Raw genomic sequence first — 18245 nt, forward strand, 5'->3', positions numbered from 1 at the left:
TTGCCTGGGGAGATGGAGTTCTGCGCGGGAGTCTGAAAATTTGCCTTTGCGTCTGATTTTTCAGGTCTGGGCCCCGGCAGAACCGCCGGTCAGTGATGGGATGCGGGTTGGCTCAGGAAAGCTTCGATTTCTGCATGGGGCATCGGTTTGGCAAAGTAATACCCCTGAAAAATATCGCAGTGACTGCTCTTCAGGAAATTCACCTGGGACGCCGTTTCCACGCCTTCGGCGACCACCGTCAGGCTGAGGTGATGGGCCATTGAAATAATGCCTTGAGTGATCGCTGCATCGTGATTGCCAGCGACGATTTCCTGGATGAACGAGCGGTCAATCTTGATCTTGTCGATGGGCAAACGCTTGAGGTAGCTGAGGCTGGAAAAACCGGTACCGAAATCATCAAGCGCAATGCGCACCCCCAACGCCTTGAGCCGGTGCAAGGTTTCAATCGCCTGTTCAGCGTTGTTCAACATCAGCGACTCGGTGATCTCCAGCTCTAACTGCTCACCACGCAGACCGTGTTTCTCCAGGGCGGCCTGGACGCACTGGACGAAATTGCCACGCTGAAAATGCATCGGCGAAATATTCACGGCCATCGAGATGCCGGTGATGCCTTGATCACCTAGCTGACGCAGCTGCGCGCAGGCCGTATCGAGTACCCAAAGGCTCAACGGAATGATCTGACCACTGTCCTCTGCCACCGGTACAAACACCGCTGGCGAGATAAATCCTTTTTCCGGATGCTCCCAGCGCAGTAACGCTTCGATCCCGACCACCCGTAACGTACGCGCGTCTATCTGCGGTTGATAATGCAACTTGAGCGACTGGGTTTCGATGGCCTTCTGCAGATCATTGCGCAGGCTCGCGTGCTCGCAAACACGCTGATTGAGATCGCTGGTGTACCACTGAAAGTTGTTGCGCCCTTGCTGCTTGGCTTTGTACATGGCCATGTCAGCCTGCTGGATCAGCTGCATCGGTTGCTCAATGTCACCATCGCTCAGGGTGATGCCGATACTTGCACTCACGTGCAGGTCAATGCCCTGGATGCAGTAGGGTTTGGCAATGCTGGCCATCAAGCGTTCGGCCACCGGAACAACGTCCTCATCACGAAGCAGGTCCGGCAGCAGAACGATAAATTCGTCACCGCCCATGCGCACGATGGTATCGCCGGGACGAACCTGCTGGGTCATACGCTGCGCGACTTCAATCAGCACCTGATCGCCGAAGTAGTGTCCGATCGAATCGTTGATGGATTTGAATCCATCCAGATCAATGCAAATCACCGCCAGGCGACGCTTTCGCCGACGAGTGATGTGACAATCCAGCATAAGCCGGTCTTCAAGAGAGACACGGTTAAGCAAACCAGTCAGACGATCATGGCTGGCGTTGAAGCTCAATTGGCGCTCGTAATGCTTCTGCTCGCTGATGTCCCGGGCAATGCCAAATACCCCGACGATCTCTCCGTTGACCATGATCGGCAGGTTGGAGATGTCCATGGTCAGCAGTTTTTCACTCTCGTCGAAAACCCGTGCCTCGAAGCGCTGAGGCGCCCCGGCGCGTGCTGCGGAAAAATGCTGACTGACCCGTTGCAGGTCCTCTTCGAGCACCAGATGAGAAAAGTGATGACCAATGAAATCGGCAGCGGTATGAGGTTTTAGCTTCAGGCCTGCCGGATTCACACTCTGGATGTTGCCCGCCAGATCGAGGGCGAACACCGGGTTGGGGTTGTAAGTGAACAATGAACGAAATTGTTGTTCGCTTTTCTCCAGACGTTGGCCGTCACGCTCATGGCGGATCGCAATGACTGCCAGCTGGGCTGCGCAGGCCAGCCGTTGAATCTGCGTCTCGTCCGGCGCATGCGCGCGGCTCTGGTACAGGGCAAATGTACCCAGCACGTTTCCTTGATGGGAGAGCAAAGGCACCGACCAGCAGGAACGCAGGTTATGCCCCAGCGCCAGATCGCGAAAACGTTCCCAGTTGGGGTCCCGGGCGATGTCTTCGGTGACCACCAGCTCGCGCCGGAACGCCGCGGTGCCACACGTTCCTTCGTGTGGACCAATGACCATTCCATGAATCGCCTCGCTGTATTCGACCGGCAGACTGGGCGCCGCGCCGCTCAGCAAGCGTTTGCCCTCGGCATCAGTGAGCAGGATCGAGCAGAAGGTTTCCGGGGTTTGATCGTCAAGCATCAGGCAGATGGCGCTGAGTATTTCGCCTAGATGATGATCGGTCGCGATCATACCGAGAATGTCACGTTGAGACTCGGGGAGCGTCTTGCTGTGAAAGCCCGTGTGACGAGTATTCATGGTGGTTCCTGAAGACTCTCAAGGTCGTCCGGTCTTCAGAGAGCCTGGAATAGTGGGAGGCCGATCACTGTCCACTAGTGCGTCGGTCGCGCACTGTATAGAGCACCGACCAGCGAAAAAAAGGCTCAGATCCAATATAAAAAACCGTATCAGATTGCCTGCGTTTGGCTCATATTGCGGCCGCACGCAGGCTTTCGGGAAACGACAGATCAGTTGCACCCGGCGCGCAAACTCAAGTGCGTCGGGTTGCGTTGAATGGCAAGGAAATCAGGCGTCCTGCAGAATCAGATCGGCGCCCTTCTCCGCCACCATCAATACCGCGGCGTGGGTATTGCCGCTGGTCACGTTGGGGAAAATCGACGCATCAACAATGCGTAAACCGTCGAGGCCGTGGACTTTGAGCCGTTTATCGACCACCGATTTCTGTTCATCCGCACCCATCGCACACGAACCGCACAGGTGATAGATCGAACCGCTGTTCTCGCGAAAGTACTGCAACATCTGCTCATCGCTTTCGACTGCTGGCCCCGGCAGCACTTCGGCGACGGTGATGCTCTTGAGTGCTGGTGCCTGCATGATTTTTCGCATCAGCCGACTGCCCTGGATGACCTCGTCGATGTCCTTTTGTGTGCTCAGGTAATTGGGGTCGATCAGTGCCGCGTCCCGAGGGTTCTTTGACTTGATCTCGATATGCCCGCGGCTGGTCGGCCGGCACGGATTGAAGCACAGCAGGAAGCCCGAATAAGGCTCGGGTTTAAGGCTGGCCTTGTTGTTTTTCGGGATCTGGTACGACAACGGGTTGAAATACAACTGCAGGTTCGGATTGGCCAGCGCGTCATTCCCCCGGAAGAACCCACCCGCCTGGTTGACGCTCATGGCCAAGGCGCCCTTGCGGGTCAGCAGGTATTTGAGGCCGAGTTTGAACTGACCGAACAGCGAGCTGAGCTGATCGTTAAGGGTCGGGATGTTGGCCTTGTAGTAGTAGCTGGCGCACAGGTGGTCCTGAAGGTTCTGTCCCACCGCTGGCAGGTGTTTGACCAGCGGAATCTGATGTTTGGCCAGCAGTGCCTGATCCGCCACACCGGACAATTGCAGAATCTTCGGCGTGTCCACGGCACCGGCGCAGAGGATCACTTCCTTGCGCGCGGTGAACGTGCGGACCAGGCCGTGCTGTGTGACGCAAATGCCGGTCGCACGCTCGTTATCGAACAACACCCGATCCACCAGGGCGTAATGCTCGACCGTCAGGTTCGGCCGACTCAGAGCCGGGTGCAAATGCGCGAAGCTGCTGGAGCAGCGTTGACCGTCCTTGGTGTTGACGTCGTAGATGCCCGAGCCTTCGAATTTCGGTCCGTTGAAGTCATCACTGTGGGGGTAACCCAGTTCGTCGCAACCCTTGAGGAACACATCACAGATCGGATGAGTATGGCCCTTCATCGGCGTGATGCTGATCGGGCCGCTGCCGCCGTGGTACTCACTTTCACCCAGAGGATGATTCTCCAGTTTGCGAAAGTATGGCAGCACGTCCTTGAAGCCCCAGCCGTCGTTACCGTTGGCAGCCCAATCGTCAAAGTCATGGGCCTGGCCACGGACGTAGACCATCGCGTTGATCGAACCCGACCCGCCTTGTACCTTGCCACGGGGGGCATAGATTTCACGGTTGTTCAGTTGTTTTTGCGGCTGGCTGTAGTACATCCAGTTGAACGTCGGGTTGTAATACATTTTGGCGAAGCCGACCGGGATCTTGAACCACAGGGAACTGTCCTTGCCGCCCGCCTCCAGCAGCAGCACCGTGTGTTTCCCGGAGGCCGAGAGCCGGTTGGCGAGGATGCAGCCTGCGGCGCCTGCGCCAGCGATGATGTAGTCGTATGTCATGCACGGTTACCGCGTAAGTCGTTGGTACAGAACCCGCCCGTTACCGGGCGGGAAATCCCGTCAGCCTCTGGCCGGCGATGTGTCTTTGACGTCCGCCGGGGTCGACGCCATTTGCAGGTGCAAGCGCTCACCAGTGTACGGCGAATGCTTGCGCACCACGTCCATGTTCAGCTCCACCCCCAGGCCCGGCTCGGTGGACGGGATGATGTAGCCGTCCTCCCATTGCAGCGGTTTGGTCAGCACTTCGGCGTGGAAACCGCCCCAAGTCATGATGCTTTCCTGTATCAGGAAGTTCGGCGTACAGGTCGCTAGTTGGAAGCTCGCCGCCGCGCCAATCGGCCCGTTGTAGAGGTGCGGCGCGATCTGCGCGTAATAGGCTTCGGCCATACTGGCGATCTTTTTAGCTTCCAGCAGACCGCCACATCGAGCGACATTCATCTGCAGAATCGATGCGCCGCCCGCCTGCAGCAGCTTGAAGAATTCATACTTGGTGGTCAGCCGCTCGCCGGTGGCTATCGGGATGCTGGTCTTGGCCGCGACTTGCGCCATGGCCTCCTCCTGACCTGGCGGCACCGGCTCTTCGAACCACAGCGGGTCGTACTTTTCCAGGCGTTTGGCCAGTCGGATCGCCGAGGACGGAACCATTTGCCCGTGAGTGCCGAACAACAGGTCGCACTTGTCGCCCACCGCTTCGCGGATCTTTCGGCAGAACGTTTCGCAGCGTTCCAGTACTTCCAGCGAGATCTGATGTCCGGAGTACGCGGTGTACGGGCCGGCCGGGTCGAACTTCACGGCTGTGAAGCCCTTGTTCATGTTCTCGATGGCACATTCGGCGGCCAGGTCCGGGTCGTCGTAGTCGTATTCGCCCTTGCTGTTGACTGGATACAGGTAGGTGTAGGAGCGCAGGCGTTCGTTGACCTTGCCGCCCAACAGTTCATACACCGGTTTGTTCGCCGCTTTGCCGATGATGTCCCAGCAGGCCATCTCCAGGCCGCTGACCACGCCCATCATGGTCAGGTCCGGGCGCTGGGTGAAACCGCTCGAATAGGCCTGACGGAAAAAACGCTCGATGTGGTGCGGATCGTGGTTGAGCAGATAGCGTTCGAATACGTCTTCGATGATCGGCAGCATGGCTTTGGGGCCGAAGGTCGCGGCGTAGATTTCGCCCACGCCTTCAATACCGCAATCGGTCTTGAGCTTGACGAACAGCCAGTACATGCCCCCGATGTGCGGTGGCGGAACGGCGACGATATGGGTTTCAAGGGCGACGATTTTCATCTCAGGCACCTGCCTTGATCAAAGATTTACGGTTGATTCGAGCGCGCAAGGTCAGGGCCGCCAGGGTCCCGAGCAGGCCGACGGAAGCGATGTAGCCGAAATACAGCTTGTAACCAACAGCACCGGGGAAATGTTCGGTGAGGTAGCCGTTGATCAACGGAATAAAGGCGTCCGGCAGGTAACCGACCACCGAGACGATGCCGATGGCCAGGCCGGTGATGCGCAATGGAATGTTGCAGGTGTCGAGGATCGCCCAGTACAGCCCGCGAATGGCATAGGTCATCAAGCCGATGAAGATCACCGTGCCGACCAACAGGCCCATGTTGTTGAGCGCCGGGAACACGATCAGGCCGACCATCGCCAGGGTCGCGAGGAACAGCGCCACGATCAGCACCGAGATGTTCGAGAACTTGTCACCGAGCCAGCCACCGCCGATGCCGCCAATCGGGCGCATCCACAATTTGATGGTGGTGATAGTGCCGGCCATGACCGCAGTCATGCCGCCGCCCTGCAGGTAATCGGAGAAACTGTAGGTGGCCCAGAAAATGTGATAACCGCAGAACACGATGGCCGTCACCAGCCACAGTTCGGGAATTTTCACCAATGTGGCCAGGTCACTGAGCAGGTTGAACTTGCCCTTCTCCACCGCCGCGGTTTCTTCCATCGACTTCGGGTCCTTGATCAGCACCAGCACACAACCGATGGCGATACAGGTGAAGGCATACAGATAGACCACGTGCTTGAAGCCTTCGGCGGCCGACTCGCCACGGGTTTCGGTGGCAAAAGCAAACAGCCCCAGGGCGACGGTTGCCAGCAAGGCTTCCACCAGGCCGCGACCACCGTCGAGGATGCCGAAAAACCTTCCCTGTTCAGTGTGATGGGCAATCATCTTCACCCGCTTGAGCACCGAGGCCCAGAACGTCAGGCCGGTGGTCAGGCCCCAGCAACCAAAGATGATCATCAGACCCGTCATCGATGGCGCAGTGGAGTACCAAAGGCCCAGGGCTCCGGTGGCGACCAACGAAAAGAAAATCAGAAAACGCGGGGCAATGCGGTCCGCCAGCCACCCGCTAGGCAAGTAGCTGAGCAGGAAAATCGTGCCCAGCATCGAGTACAGATAACCCAGCTCGCTGTGGTTGATCTGGAACACTTCGAGCATGGTGGTCTGGTAGACCTGACGCAGGTAGAGGATCGGGTAGATCGCACCGGCGGCCAGCACCAATAGCATCAACTGGAAATAGCGACTTCCCTTGTCACTGTGGCTTTTTGAACCCGCGTTCGAACCCTGAACAGCGGCAACAGTGGTTGCAGGCTTGGACATCTGTGAGACCTCGGGCAGCCCTGTGGTCGGGGCGCCCCAATTAATTGTTTTTATGGGTGCGGCGTGAGGCGTGTTGCAGATAGATCAGTACTTCATCACCACGAGTCGGGTCTGGGTGAATTCGAGCATGCCGTGCTTGCCGTCATCGCCGCCCAGACCGGAACGTTTCCAGCCGGCGTGGAAGCCCTGGTAAGGGTCGGCCGGGGTGCGATTGACGTACAACTCGCCGGCCTCGATGGCGTTGGCGACTTTCATGGTGGTGCGGTAGTCCTCGGTGTACAGCACCGACGACAGGCCGAACTGGTGATCGTTGGCCATGGCCAGCGCTTCGTCGATGTCGTGGTACTTGAGCACCGGCAGCACAGGGCCGAAGATTTCTTCCTGGATGATCTCCATGTCCTGGCGGCAGTTGCTCAGTAGCGTCGGCGGATAGAAATGACCCTTTCCTTGAGGGATAAAACCACCTGTTTCCAATACAGCACCGTCCGCGATGGCACGCTCGACCATGGCGTGGATGTTCTGTTGCGAACTGGCGTTGACCAGCGGGCCCATCAGGCTTTCGTCGCTGGAGCGGTCGCCGAACTTCACCGCGCTGATTTTGGCTTTAAGCAGTGCGAGGAATTGTTCGTAGACACTTTCCTGGACGTAGACCCGTTCGACCGCCGTGCACAACTGGCCGCAGTGGGTGGTCTTGGAGGCGATGATCGCGGTCGCGGCAGCTTCAAGATCGGCGTCGGCCTCGATGATCGCAGGGGTCTTGCCACCCAGTTCCAGCGATGGCTTGGCGATGTTGGCTTTGCAGTAATCGAGCACAATGCGCCCGGCGTTGACGCTGCCGGTCAGGGTGATCAAGCCGACAGCCTTGTGGGTGCAAACCGCTGCGGCGGTGGCGTGATCCATGGTCAGGATGTTCACCACCCCCGCCGGCAAACCGGATTGCTGCACGGCCTTGGCGATTTCGAATGCCGAAGTCGGCGTGTTGTTGCTTGGGCGCACGACCACAGTATTGCCGGCAATCAGCGCCGGGGCGATTTTGCGCAGCAAGGTGTAGACCGGGTAGTTGAACGGAATCAGGCAGGCGACCACGCCGATTGGCTCGCGATGCAGAAACAGATTTTCGTTCGGGGAGTCGCTGGGAATGATCTCGCCTTCGATTCGGCGTGCCCACTCGGCGTGGTATCGGGTGATCTGCGCGGCGTAACGGGCTTCGTTGCTGGCGTCGCTGACGCTCTTGCCGGATTCGGCGGCCAGGGCTTTACCGATATTTTCGGCGCAAGCCTCAAGGGCATCGGCAAACGAGCGCAGGTGTTCGGCGCGTTCGATGCTGGTGAGTTTGCCCCAGACTTTCTGGGCGGCGGCGGCAGCGTCTACGGCAGCGGTGGCTTCGGCCGTCGTGGCAGCCGAGACCTGGCCGACCAGTGCTTCAGTCGCCGGGTTATAGACTGCAATCAGCGCGTCGCTGGCAGGCTCAATGAAGTGACCGTTAACAAAATTTCGCTCGAGTCGCATGTGAATCGCCCATCGTTGTTTTTATCCAGTTCCCGCAGTCTTGGCATCCTGAGCGGGTTGAACAAACGATTTATTGAGCGGGGAAACATTCAAAAAATGCACATTACCCTTAAAAACACCGAGACCCCATGTGGGAGCGGGCTTGCTCGCGAAAGCGGTGGGTCAGTCAGCATTGATGCTGCCTGACATTACGCCTTCGCGAGCAAGCCCGCTCCCACAGGGGTTTTGGGGTGTTCAGTTGGCGGCAGTCGAGGGTTCGAGCTGCCTTTGCGCCAACCAGATTTCTTCCTGCAACCACTGACTGAACACCTGCAATTGCGGCATCTGCGTCTGTTCCGGCCGGGTCACCAACCAATACGATTGATGCCCTTCCACATGCACGTTCAGCACTTGGGTCAGTTGCCCGCTGGCCAGTTCCGAGGCGACCATATGCCAGTCGGCAATGGTGATCCCCAAGCCATCGATGGCCGCGCGGATGGCCAGGTCCAGCAGATCGAATTCATAACCACCCTGGGTGTCGACACCGTTGATTCGCGCGGCGTCCAGCCAATGCTTCCAAGTCAGGTAGCGCTGGTCCTCCCGGGCCAGTACATGCAACAGCGTCAAGCGATTGAGGTCGATGCCCCGCTCGCTCCACTCCCGCGCATACAAGGACGGCGCACACACCGCGATGTGCCGTTCCTGGATCAGCAGCGAGCTGTTTAGACCGTCCCATTCGCCGTCGCCAAAACGGATCGCGCAATCCAGCGTACTGGTTTCCGCCAGGCTATCCTGCAAGCGCGTGGTGATGCTCAGTTCCAGTTCCGGGTGCTTCTCGCGCAGCCGCCCCAGACGCGGCATCAGCCAGCGATTGGTGAAGGTTGGCGGCGCGTTGATGTGCAGGCGATTGGAATGGGTTTTCTGCTGAATGCTGCGCACCGTCAGCTCGATCTTGTCGAAAGACTGGTGCAGCGCTCGCAACAGAATTCGCCCGGCGCTGGTCAATTCAAGGTGGTGATGACGCCGTTCCAGCAGGTTCTCGCCAAGCTGTTCTTCAAGCTGACGCACCTGCCGGCTGACCGCACTCTGGGTGACATTGAGCAACTCGGCAGCCCGGGTAAAGCTGCCGGTGCTGCCGGCCACTTCGAAGGCTTTGAGCGCATTGAGCGCTGGCATTTTGCGTTTCATGGAGGTTACTCGCGCAAGGCTGACGAGCGCCAAGCATCCCACGACTTGTAGGAAATTTCCTGAGTAACATGCATTTTTGTGTTGTGTAGGGCGATTCCCGCTTTACGCATTGCCCTGTGTGGGAGCGGGCTTGCTCGCGAAAGCGGTGGGTCAGTTAAATCTATGTTGACTGATGCGCCGCCATCGCGAGCAAGCTCGCTCCCACATTCGAGCTTCATTGACCCATGAATCGTCGTTTTTGATCTGGAAGTCGTCGCGAACGAATAAATAGCATGAGTATTTCGCAGCCCGATCATGACAATTAAGCACTGGCTGTTTTCTTGATACAAACGTTAGTCTGACTTTAATTAAATACATTAATACGTCAACGCACTTACATGGGGCGAACACTACAACTTCGCCCCACTCTGTTGCAATTAACCTAGTCGAGCCGGACACATGTCAACAACTACAAGTTCACCCACCAGAAGTATTGGAGTGTTGGCGTTCATCTTCACCGCGTGTAACGCCACCACCCATGGCTTCAGTATTTTCTTGTATTCGGCTTTATTACCCGAGATCCGTCAGGTGTTCGAACTGAGCTACAGCCAGGCCGCGTTCATCGCTGCGCTGCTGCAACTGTTCTATATGGGTGCGTCGATTGTCAGCGGCATTGCGGCGGCCTGGATCAGCCCGCGCAACATGGTGCGCCTGACAATTGCCTTGAGCCCGGCGCTGTTGGCGCTAGCGGTCGCCACGCCGTGGGTGCTGCCGTTTGCGCTGTGCCTGGCGCTGGTTTCGGCCTGTGCGGTGTCGAACTGGAACGCTATTGCGGCCCTGGCCAGTGAGGTAATCCCGCCCTCTCACCGCAGCCGCGTGCTGGGGTTGGCGTCTTCGGGGGCCGCGTTTGCGATCTGCCTCAATGGTCTGTTGATCGTCTTGTTGCAAGGCATCTCCCTGACGCACTTTTGGCTGATTTGCGCCAGTCTGACGCTGATCGTTACCCTGCTGACGTTCTGGGCCCTGGCCCCGCTGGCGGCGGACCAGCACATCAACCCCAGCACTGCGCCGTCGTTACGCCGGGTGCTCAGACAATGGCTGCATCTGTGCCTGGAGCACCCGGTGGCGCTACATATTCTGCTGCTCAGCGCCTTCATCGGCGGCATCAGCGGACCGTTCCTGAACTTCCTCTCGTCCTTTGTCAGCGAACGGCTGGGGGCCGGCGCGCAGACCACCGGGTCGCTGTGGACGCTGATCGGTATCGGCGGAGTCGTCGGGGGTTTGCTGCTGGGCTCGTTGGCGGATCGCTGGGGCGCGCTTCGGGTCATGGCGTTGAGCATCAGCGCTTTCGGCGTGGCGATGCTGGCCCTGCTCTGGCAACCGAGCCTGGGCCTTACCTGGCTGGCGGCCGGGCTGTTCGCCCTGTTCTATTTCCCGGTCTGGGGCTTGATGGCCGCCTACCTGAGCGCACGGTTGAGCCCGGTGCAAAGCCTGCAAGTGGTGAGCCTGAGCATGGTCGGCTATGGCCTGGGCAGCGCTACCGCCAATTGGCTGTGCGGTTGGCTGCTGCAAGCCACCGGGCACTTTGCCCTGGTGCATGGCTGGATCACCTGCTGGGTGGTGGCCAGCCTGTTATTGCTGAGGCTGATGGCCCGCCGTCAACGCTGTGAGCCCGCGTTGGGTCAGCCACTCTGATCTGCCCAACTGGCGCGAGAGAATGTCCACCAGAGCCTCTACCGCCAGCGCCTGACACTGAGTAGAACGCCAGAACATCAAGCGCGCCGGCTCTATCGGCGGAAAGCCCTGAGCTTCATCAAGCACCCGCCAACCCGGCGGCACCAGGCGCCTCGCAGTCACACCCACCGACTGGCCCTGCTCAATGGCAATCCCTATGCCACGCGGGCTCTGGCTGGTGTAAACCACATGCCACGGCCGCCCGGCTTCGGCCAGCGCCCGCACGGCGTTGGCCCGAAAAGCACAGCCCTCGGCATACACCGCCAATGGCACTGATTCGTCCTCGCCTGCGCGCCAACCTTCAGCAGCTACCCACACCAGCGGCTCGTCGCACAGGTATTCACCCTGCTGCAAATTGGCATGCTGCACGCCGAGCACCAGATCCAGCTCGCCGCGTTGCAAGCGGCTGACCAGCGCCGTGGACATTTCACAACAGATGTCCGGCCGCACATGGGGAAACTGTGCTTGAAAGTCCCGCAATACCAAGGCCAGGCAGTACTGGGCGTAGTCCTCGGGCATACCGACGTGAATGCACACCTGCTCGTTGGGCAGGTGCACGGCGTTGATCGCATCAGCGTGCAGCTTGAGGATCTGCCGGGCGTAAATCAGAAAAGTCTCGCCACCCGGGGTAAGGCTCACGGAGCGACTGGTGCGCTGCACCAGCGGCGTGCCGACGATCTCTTCCAGCCGTTGCAAACTCTGACTGATGGTTGATTGGGTTTTATGCAGGCGCTCGGCCGCCGCGGAAAACCCGTGGCACTCGATAATTGCGACAAAGACTTTAAGCAAGGTCCCATCCAGTTCGCCTGACATAACTATCGCACCTGCCGATGGATTCGATCACAACTTGTAATTTCCACTTCGCACCTCTTTAAGCAACTATCGACTCAACGCAAAACACTGTTTAAGCCACTCTCGAAAACACCGCTTATTGATAGTTCCAGGAGCCCCGCATGAGTCTTCAACTTGCCGACGCCGAAGTGGGCGATATCAGCGACATCATAAATACCGAGTTGTACCCCATACATGATTCGGGCCATGTCCGATTGCAGGCGCTGATCGAACACGCCCGCGCTGAACTGGCCGAGGACGGCTGCTGCCTGCTGAAGAATTTCCTGCGGCCCGAAGCGCTGGAACAGGCCCGCGCCGAAGGTCAGGCGCTGTCGGGCAAGACGTTTTACTCCGTGCGCAAGGTCAATGCCTACTTCACCGAGGACGACCCCGCCCTGCCCCAGGATGACCCGCGACGCACATTCATGGAGCGCACCAGCGGCTTCGTCACCCGCGACATGATCGCCCCGGACGCGATCATCCATCGCCTGTACGTCTCGCCAATGATGAAGCGCTTTATCGGCGCCTGCCTGAACGAACCGGAGATTTTCGAATACGCCGATCCGTTCGCTGGCCTGGTGATCAACGTCATGCCCCAAGGCACCGAGCAGCCCTGGCACTTCGACACCAACGAATTCATCGTCAGCATGATGACCCAGAAACCTGAAGCCGGTGGCCTGTTCGAGTACGCGCCGATGATCCGCACCCGGACCCAGGAAAACCTCGGCGCCGTCGGCAAAGTAGTGCGCGGCGACGACCGCAGCCGCGTGCAGGAACTGGAACTCAACCCTGGCGACTTGCAGATCTTCAAGGGCCGTTTCTCGGTGCACCGGGTAACCCGCGTCGAAGGCACCACCGAGCGCAACACGGCAATCTTCGCCTACTCCGAGAAGCCCGGAATCATCGGCCGTGCCCAGCGCACCAAGCAGCTTTACGGACGCTTGTCCGAAGCCCACCTGCAAGCCGAACGCAACCTGGTGCGCAGCGACCAGTTGCTCGATTGATTACCCCTGAAAACGCTTAGAAAAAAACCAACCGTATTTGCCCTGCGAGGAACACCCCATGAGTCTATCCGGCCCAAACCGCAATCCCGCCGACTGCGAACCGACGTATGACGAGATCCAGCAAATCCAGCTCGACCGTTTGCAACGGGTACGCAACGAACTGAAAAAACGCGACTACGCCGCCTGCGTGCTGTTCGACCCGACCCACATGCGCTACGCCACCGGCTCGCGCAACATGCAGGTGTACTCGGCGCGCAACCCGGCGCGTTACGCCTTTATCCCGGCAGAAGGCCCGGTGGTAGTCTTCGAATTCGGTGGCTGCCTGCACCTGGCCGAGCAACTCAACACCGTCGATGAAGTACGCCCGGCCAAAGCCATTTCCTATTACTTCTGCGACAGCTTCTTGAACAACGTCACCGCCGAATGGGCGGCCGAAATCGATGAACTGGTGCGCAAATACGGCGGCGGCAACAAGCGTATAGCCATCGAAAGCGCGACTTCGGCTGCCGCTTTCGAACTGCAAAAGCTCGGTTATCAGATTTTCGACGCCCAGGAACCGCTGGAGCGCGCGCGCTGCATCAAGGTGCCAAACGAATTGAAGATGATCCGCGCCAGCCTGCGTGCCACCGAAGCCGGGGTGCGATTGATGGAAAGCAAATTGACCCCCGGCATCACCGAAAACGAACTGTGGTCGCACCTGCATCAACACGTGATCGCCACCGACGGCGACTACGTGGAAACCCGCCTGCTCGCCTCCGGCCCACGCACCAATCCATGGTTTCAGGAATGCAGCACGCGACCGATCGAGGCCGGTGACCTGGTGGCGCTGGACACCGATGTGGTCGGGCGTTTCGGCTACTACGCGGACTTCTCGCGGACCTTCCTCTGCGGCGAGCAAGCCGCGACCGCCAAACAACAGGAGCTGTACAAACTGGCCTACGAGCAAGTGCAGACCAACATGGAAATGCTCAAGGCCGGTCGCAGCTTCAAGGAATACGCCGAGCTGGCGTGGAAGGTCCCCGACAACTACAAGGCCAACCGTTACTTCGCCCTGGTGCATGGCGTGGGCATGACTGGTGAATACCCCTATGTGGTGCACCGCGAAGACATTGATTCGCTGGGTTACGACGGTGTGTTCGAAGCCGGCATGACCATCTGCGTCGAAAGCTACATCGGTCACGATGAAGGCGGCGAAGGGGTCAAGCTCGAAGAGCAGATCTACATCCACGAAAACGGCATCGAATTGCTCTCCGACTACCCGTTCGATCCGCGCCTGATGCCGCGTTGAGTTGCCCCGGACGGCGTCGTCACCTCCTTCGACACCGTCCGTTTTTCCCCTTGTTCCCCTCGGAACAAGGGGCGTTTGTGGCCACCGCGCAGTGTTTCGTACCCGCGCTTTCATCCGTCCGGCCTGTCTAGCTCAAGCGGCAGCCTTCCTTACGGTCAGTAACATGCATTTATCGAACGTTTCAGCGTTGAATTTATCGTTTGTCGATCTTTGCCCAGATGACAAAACTGCGGGCATCTCAAATAAAAACAACATGAGAGCAGCCCTATGTCCTACCCCGCCTCCGACCTCCTGATTCCGTTGCGCCTTGTTCTACTGCCGGCTTCACGCCTGACACGCCTGCGCTTTCGCGCTGCTTGCCACTGACAGTTTCGGTTCATCGAAAACCGTCCGCGTCTGCCGCTTGCCCCAACTGTGGCCAGTCGAAAAACGCACTTTTGCACGTTATCGGAGAGGCATATGAAAGACTTAATGACACTGGACGGCAGCCTGCCGCATCCAGCGGTAAACGACCTGTGCACCCAAGTCAAAAGTGGCGAGATCAATCGTCGCCAGTTCCTGCGCACTGCCGCGCTGCTAGGCATCACCGCCGCCAGCGCCAGCACCTTCCTCGGTTCTGCGCTGCTCGGTAACGCGGCCCACGCCGCCGATGCGGTGACGCCGCGCCAGGGCGGTAGCCTGCGGTTTGCCTGCGCCATCCAGGAAATCCAGGACCCGATGCTGATCACCTGGATCGAAGCCTCGAACCTGTTGCGCAACTCGCTGGAGTACCTGACCTGGGTCGACGCCGACAACATCACCCACCCGTACCTGGCAGAGAGTTGGAGCCCGTCAGAAGACCTGAAGACCTGGACCTTCAACCTGCGCCAAGACGTCAAATGGAGCAACGGCGACACCTTCAACGTCGAAGACGTGCAGCACAACATCGAACGCTGGATTGCCGCCGACTCGAAGTCGGTCAACCGCACCGCGTTCCAGGACATCAGCGCATTCGAAAAACTCGGCGACTTCCAGTTCCGCCTGGTGCTCAAGCGGCCGATGCTGGCGATCCCGGAAATGCTCAACGCCTTCACCTGCGCCATCGTCCACCGCAGCTTCAAGGCCGGTGACGACTGGGCGAAAAACCCGCTGGGCACTGGGCCGTTCAAACTGGTTTCGTTCGCGGTCAACAAGCAGGCGACCTTTGCCAAGCGTGCCGACTATTGGCGCAAACCGGCCAACCTGGACGAATTGCGTTACGTCGACATGGGCACCGACATCTCCACTCATCTCGCGGCGTTGCAAGCCGGGCAAGTGGACGTGCTGTACCGGGTGACCGTGGCCGAACTGGACTTGGCCAAACGCTTGCCGGGGGCGCAATTGCTCACCTGCAAATCGGCGCAAACCATCGTTATGCGCATGGCCTGCGACCAGAAGCCGTTCGATGATGTGCGGATTCGCAAAGCGGTGGTGCTGTGCGCCGACAACGCGCAAATGCTCAAGATCGCCTATCGCGGCATGGGCACTCTGGGCGAAGACCACCACGTCGCCCCGTCGCACCCCGAATACTCCCCGTTGCCCAAACGCGCTCGTGATGTGGCGGGTGCAAAGAAACTCCTCGCTGAAGCGGGCCATCCGAACGGCATCGACATCGACCTGATCGTCGGCAACACCCAAGGCCGGTATGAACAGGACTGCGCGCAGATCCTGCAGCAGAACTGTGCCGAAGCCGGTATCCGTATCAACCTGAAAGTGATCCCGGCCACCCAATACTGGCCGATCTGGGACAAAGCCGCGTTCAGCCTTACCTACTGGGCTCATCGCCCATTGGGTGTGATGTCCCTGGAACTGGCTTACCGCAGCGGCGCAGCCTGGAACGAAAGCCATTACAGCGACCCGGCCTTCGACGCCGCGCTGGACAAGGCCATGGGCATCATCGACCCGAAACAACGGGCCGTGGCCATGCAAAGCGTCGAGCAAATCCTGCAGGACGCCTGCGTCATGGTGCAGCCGTTCTGGGGCGACAAATTCACCGCCGCGAGCAAGAAGGTCCAGGGGTTCACGGTTCACCCGTCGGACTTCTACCCAATGGATGAAGTCTGGTTGAGCGCCTGATTCAAGCGCCCACAACGAGCTCGCCCACTACGGTGCGGCGGGCCGACATCCCTTGATTAGCCGGAGCGTGTGAGCATGGCTGAATTTCTATTGCGCAAGTTATTGGCGCTGGCGGCAACCTTGCTGTCGGTGTCAGTGATCGTGTTCCTGGCCCTGGAACTGAACATCGAGGACGTTGCGATCAACGTCCTCGGCCCCTACTCTGCCGCTGACCAACGCGCCGCGTGGCTGGTGGAACACGGTTATAACCAACCCTTTGTCTGGCGCTACCTGGTGTGGCTGAAGGATTTTCTCAGCGGGGACTGGGGCACCTCAGTGCACTTTCGTGAGCCGGTGATTGACCTGTTGCTGCCCAACCTCGGACAAACCCTGATCCTTGCGGGCCTGGCCTTGCTGGTGATGGTGCCGGTGGCGTTGACCCTCGGCATTCTGGCCGGTATTCGCCAAGGTTCGGTGGTGGATCGACTGGTGTCGTTTCTATCGATTGTCACCACGTCGATTCCGGACTTCGCCAGTGCGGTGTTTGTCTCGGCCATCTTCGTGTTCTGGCTCAACTGGCTGCCGGGCGTGAGCAGCATGAGCGACGGCTTCAACGCCCTGGAGCTGGCGCTGCCGCTGATGGTGCTGTGCCTTTTCGGCATCGGTTATCTGGCGCGGATCACCCGCGCTTCGATGGTCGAAGTGATGCAGGCGCCGTACATCCGTACCGCCCGCCTCAAAGGCGCGTCAACCTCACGCATCGTGCTGCGCCATGCCTTGCGCAACGTCCTGATCGCGCCGATCACGGTGATCATGCTGTACATCCCTTGGCTGTTGTCGAACGTGATCGTGGTCGAGGTGTTCTTCGCCTACAAAGGCTTCGGTTCGCTGCTTTACACCGCGTCGCTGAACCATGACGTCTACTTGATCGAAGCCTGCGCAATGATCAGCGGCATCGTGGTCGGCGCAACTAAAATCTTCTCGGACCTGGCCTACACCTGGCTCAACCCGCGCATCACCCTGCGCAGTCTTGGCGGAGGTGGCCAATGAACTTCCTCAACTCGTTCAAACATCCCTTGGCGTTGCTCGGTTTGCTGCTGGTCGGCGGCTGGGTGGTGATGGCGCTGTTCGCGCCGTGGCTGGCGCCCCACGATCCACTGGAAAGCTTCACCCCGCTGCTGACACCGATGACCCCGGATGGCAATGGCATGAGCTTTCTGCTGGGCACAGACATGATCGGCCGGGACATTCTGTCGCGACTGATCTGGGGCACGCGCACCGTGTTGTTCTGGTCGACCCTGGCGACGCTGACCGCGTTCACCGTGGGCATCGCCATGGGCCTGTGTGCCGGTTACTTCAATGGCTGGGTCGATGCGTTGCTGTCGTATGTCGCCGACACCGTGCTGTCGTTCCCTGTGCTGGTTTTGTACATCGTGATCATCATCGCCCTCGGCGCCTCGGCGCTGAACATCCTGATTGCGGTGACCTTCACCAGTGCCCCGGCGATCTTCCGGATCATGCGCGCACTGACCATCGACATCCGTTCCCGGGACTACGTGCTCAGCGCCATCACACAGGGAGAAGGTTCGCTGCGGATCATGCTGGTGGAAATCCTGCCTAACTGCGGAGGCCCGCTGATCGTCGATTTCTGCCTGCGCATCGGCTACACCGCGATCATGATCGGCGCCCTAGGTTTCCTCGGCCTGGGCCTGCCACCACCGACCCCGGACTGGGGCGGCATGATCAACGAAGGCCGCAGCATGGCCATCGCCTTCCCCCACCTGGTGATCTTCCCGTGCATTGCCATCTCCACCCTGATGCTGGGCCTGAGCCTGTTGGCGGACGGTCTGGATGAACACGCCCAGAAAGGCACAAGGAGTTGA

13 protein-coding genes are annotated in these 18245 nt (G+C 59.2%); 6 read left to right on the forward strand and 7 right to left on the reverse strand.

Annotated elements, in window-relative coordinates; all coding sequences use genetic code 11:
- Positions 1-89: 89 nt before the first annotated feature.
- From QRN31_RS15930 to QRN31_RS15955, 6 genes are all read right to left on the reverse strand, one after another.
- Positions 90-2303, reverse strand: coding sequence for a putative bifunctional diguanylate cyclase/phosphodiesterase (locus QRN31_RS15930; protein WP_285433021.1), 2214 nt, complete (start codon positions 2301-2303; stop codon positions 90-92).
- Between the two features lie 267 nt (positions 2304-2570).
- The gene (locus QRN31_RS15935; protein WP_285433023.1) at positions 2571-4178 is read right to left on the reverse strand and encodes a GMC family oxidoreductase; all 1608 of its coding nucleotides are present in this window, start codon (positions 4176-4178) and stop codon (positions 2571-2573) included.
- 60 nt (positions 4179-4238) lie between these two features.
- Entirely contained in the window at positions 4239-5456 is a 1218-nt protein-coding gene (locus QRN31_RS15940; protein ID WP_285433025.1) for a mandelate racemase/muconate lactonizing enzyme family protein, read from the reverse strand.
- 1 nt (position 5457) lies between these two features.
- Entirely contained in the window at positions 5458-6777 is a 1320-nt protein-coding gene (locus tag QRN31_RS15945) for an MFS transporter (RefSeq protein ID WP_285433026.1), read from the reverse strand.
- Between the two features lie 84 nt (positions 6778-6861).
- Positions 6862-8286, reverse strand: a complete 1425-nt coding sequence (aldA, locus tag QRN31_RS15950; protein ID WP_285433027.1) for an aldehyde dehydrogenase — start codon at positions 8284-8286, stop codon at positions 6862-6864.
- Positions 8287-8520: 234 nt separating this feature from the next.
- Positions 8521-9453 (reverse strand): LysR substrate-binding domain-containing protein, encoded by a 933-nt coding sequence (locus QRN31_RS15955; protein WP_285433028.1) that lies wholly within the window; start codon positions 9451-9453, stop codon positions 8521-8523.
- A gap of 438 nt (positions 9454-9891) precedes the next feature.
- Here QRN31_RS15955 and QRN31_RS15960 point away from each other — a divergent pair, with 438 nt between their 5' ends.
- Positions 9892-11127, forward strand: a complete 1236-nt coding sequence (locus QRN31_RS15960) for an MFS transporter (RefSeq protein WP_285433029.1) — start codon at positions 9892-9894, stop codon at positions 11125-11127.
- Here the strand turns inward: QRN31_RS15960 and QRN31_RS15965 are convergent.
- A complete protein-coding gene (locus QRN31_RS15965; protein WP_285433031.1) occupies positions 11065-11979 on the reverse strand; it encodes a LysR substrate-binding domain-containing protein in 915 nt (304 codons plus the stop codon). The genes QRN31_RS15960 and QRN31_RS15965 overlap by 63 nt on opposite strands.
- 140 nt (positions 11980-12119) lie before the next feature.
- Between QRN31_RS15965 and QRN31_RS15970 the strand changes: the two genes are divergently transcribed.
- The 5 genes from QRN31_RS15970 to QRN31_RS15990 all read left to right on the forward strand — a co-directional run bounded on the left by QRN31_RS15970 (position 12120) and on the right by QRN31_RS15990 (position 18245).
- Complete coding sequence (locus tag QRN31_RS15970; RefSeq protein ID WP_285433032.1) at positions 12120-13001, forward strand: HalD/BesD family halogenase; 882 nt, start codon at positions 12120-12122, stop codon at positions 12999-13001.
- Positions 13002-13059: 58 nt separating this feature from the next.
- Entirely contained in the window at positions 13060-14289 is a 1230-nt protein-coding gene (locus QRN31_RS15975) for a M24 family metallopeptidase (protein ID WP_285433034.1), read from the forward strand.
- A 459-nt stretch (positions 14290-14748) separates the two neighbouring features.
- Positions 14749-16383 (forward strand): ABC transporter substrate-binding protein, encoded by a 1635-nt coding sequence (locus tag QRN31_RS15980; RefSeq protein WP_285433035.1) that lies wholly within the window; start codon positions 14749-14751, stop codon positions 16381-16383.
- A gap of 75 nt (positions 16384-16458) precedes the next feature.
- Positions 16459-17412, forward strand: a complete 954-nt coding sequence (locus QRN31_RS15985) for an ABC transporter permease (RefSeq protein ID WP_285433036.1) — start codon at positions 16459-16461, stop codon at positions 17410-17412.
- Positions 17409-18245, forward strand: coding sequence for an ABC transporter permease (locus tag QRN31_RS15990; RefSeq protein WP_285433037.1), 837 nt, complete (start codon positions 17409-17411; stop codon positions 18243-18245). Before QRN31_RS15985 ends, QRN31_RS15990 begins: the two co-directional genes overlap by 4 nt.

The organism is Pseudomonas sp. fls2-241-R2A-110 (assembly GCF_030209165.1).
GTDB lineage: Bacteria > Pseudomonadota > Gammaproteobacteria > Pseudomonadales > Pseudomonadaceae > Aquipseudomonas.

Bases quoted from the DNA above. Each gene is read 5' to 3' on its own strand.
- QRN31_RS15980 (WP_285433035.1), top strand. From the start codon at position 14,749: ATGAAAGACTTAATGACACTGGACGGCAGCCTGCCGCATCCAGCGGTA.
- QRN31_RS15985 (WP_285433036.1), top strand. From the start codon at position 16,459: ATGGCTGAATTTCTATTGCGCAAGTTATTGGCGCTGGCGGCAACCTTG.
- QRN31_RS15960 (WP_285433029.1), top strand. From the start codon at position 9,892: ATGTCAACAACTACAAGTTCACCCACCAGAAGTATTGGAGTGTTGGCG.
- QRN31_RS15955 (WP_285433028.1), bottom strand. From the start codon at position 9,453: ATGAAACGCAAAATGCCAGCGCTCAATGCGCTCAAAGCCTTCGAAGTG.
- QRN31_RS15965 (WP_285433031.1), bottom strand. From the start codon at position 11,979: ATGTCAGGCGAACTGGATGGGACCTTGCTTAAAGTCTTTGTCGCAATT.
- QRN31_RS15945 (WP_285433026.1), bottom strand. From the start codon at position 6,777: ATGTCCAAGCCTGCAACCACTGTTGCCGCTGTTCAGGGTTCGAACGCG.
- QRN31_RS15930 (WP_285433021.1), bottom strand. From the start codon at position 2,303: ATGAATACTCGTCACACGGGCTTTCACAGCAAGACGCTCCCCGAGTCT.
- QRN31_RS15990 (WP_285433037.1), top strand. From the start codon at position 17,409: ATGAACTTCCTCAACTCGTTCAAACATCCCTTGGCGTTGCTCGGTTTG.
- QRN31_RS15940 (WP_285433025.1), bottom strand. From the start codon at position 5,456: ATGAAAATCGTCGCCCTTGAAACCCATATCGTCGCCGTTCCGCCACCG.
- aldA (WP_285433027.1), bottom strand. From the start codon at position 8,286: ATGCGACTCGAGCGAAATTTTGTTAACGGTCACTTCATTGAGCCTGCC.
- QRN31_RS15975 (WP_285433034.1), top strand. From the start codon at position 13,060: ATGAGTCTATCCGGCCCAAACCGCAATCCCGCCGACTGCGAACCGACG.
- QRN31_RS15970 (WP_285433032.1), top strand. From the start codon at position 12,120: ATGAGTCTTCAACTTGCCGACGCCGAAGTGGGCGATATCAGCGACATC.
- QRN31_RS15935 (WP_285433023.1), bottom strand. From the start codon at position 4,178: ATGACATACGACTACATCATCGCTGGCGCAGGCGCCGCAGGCTGCATC.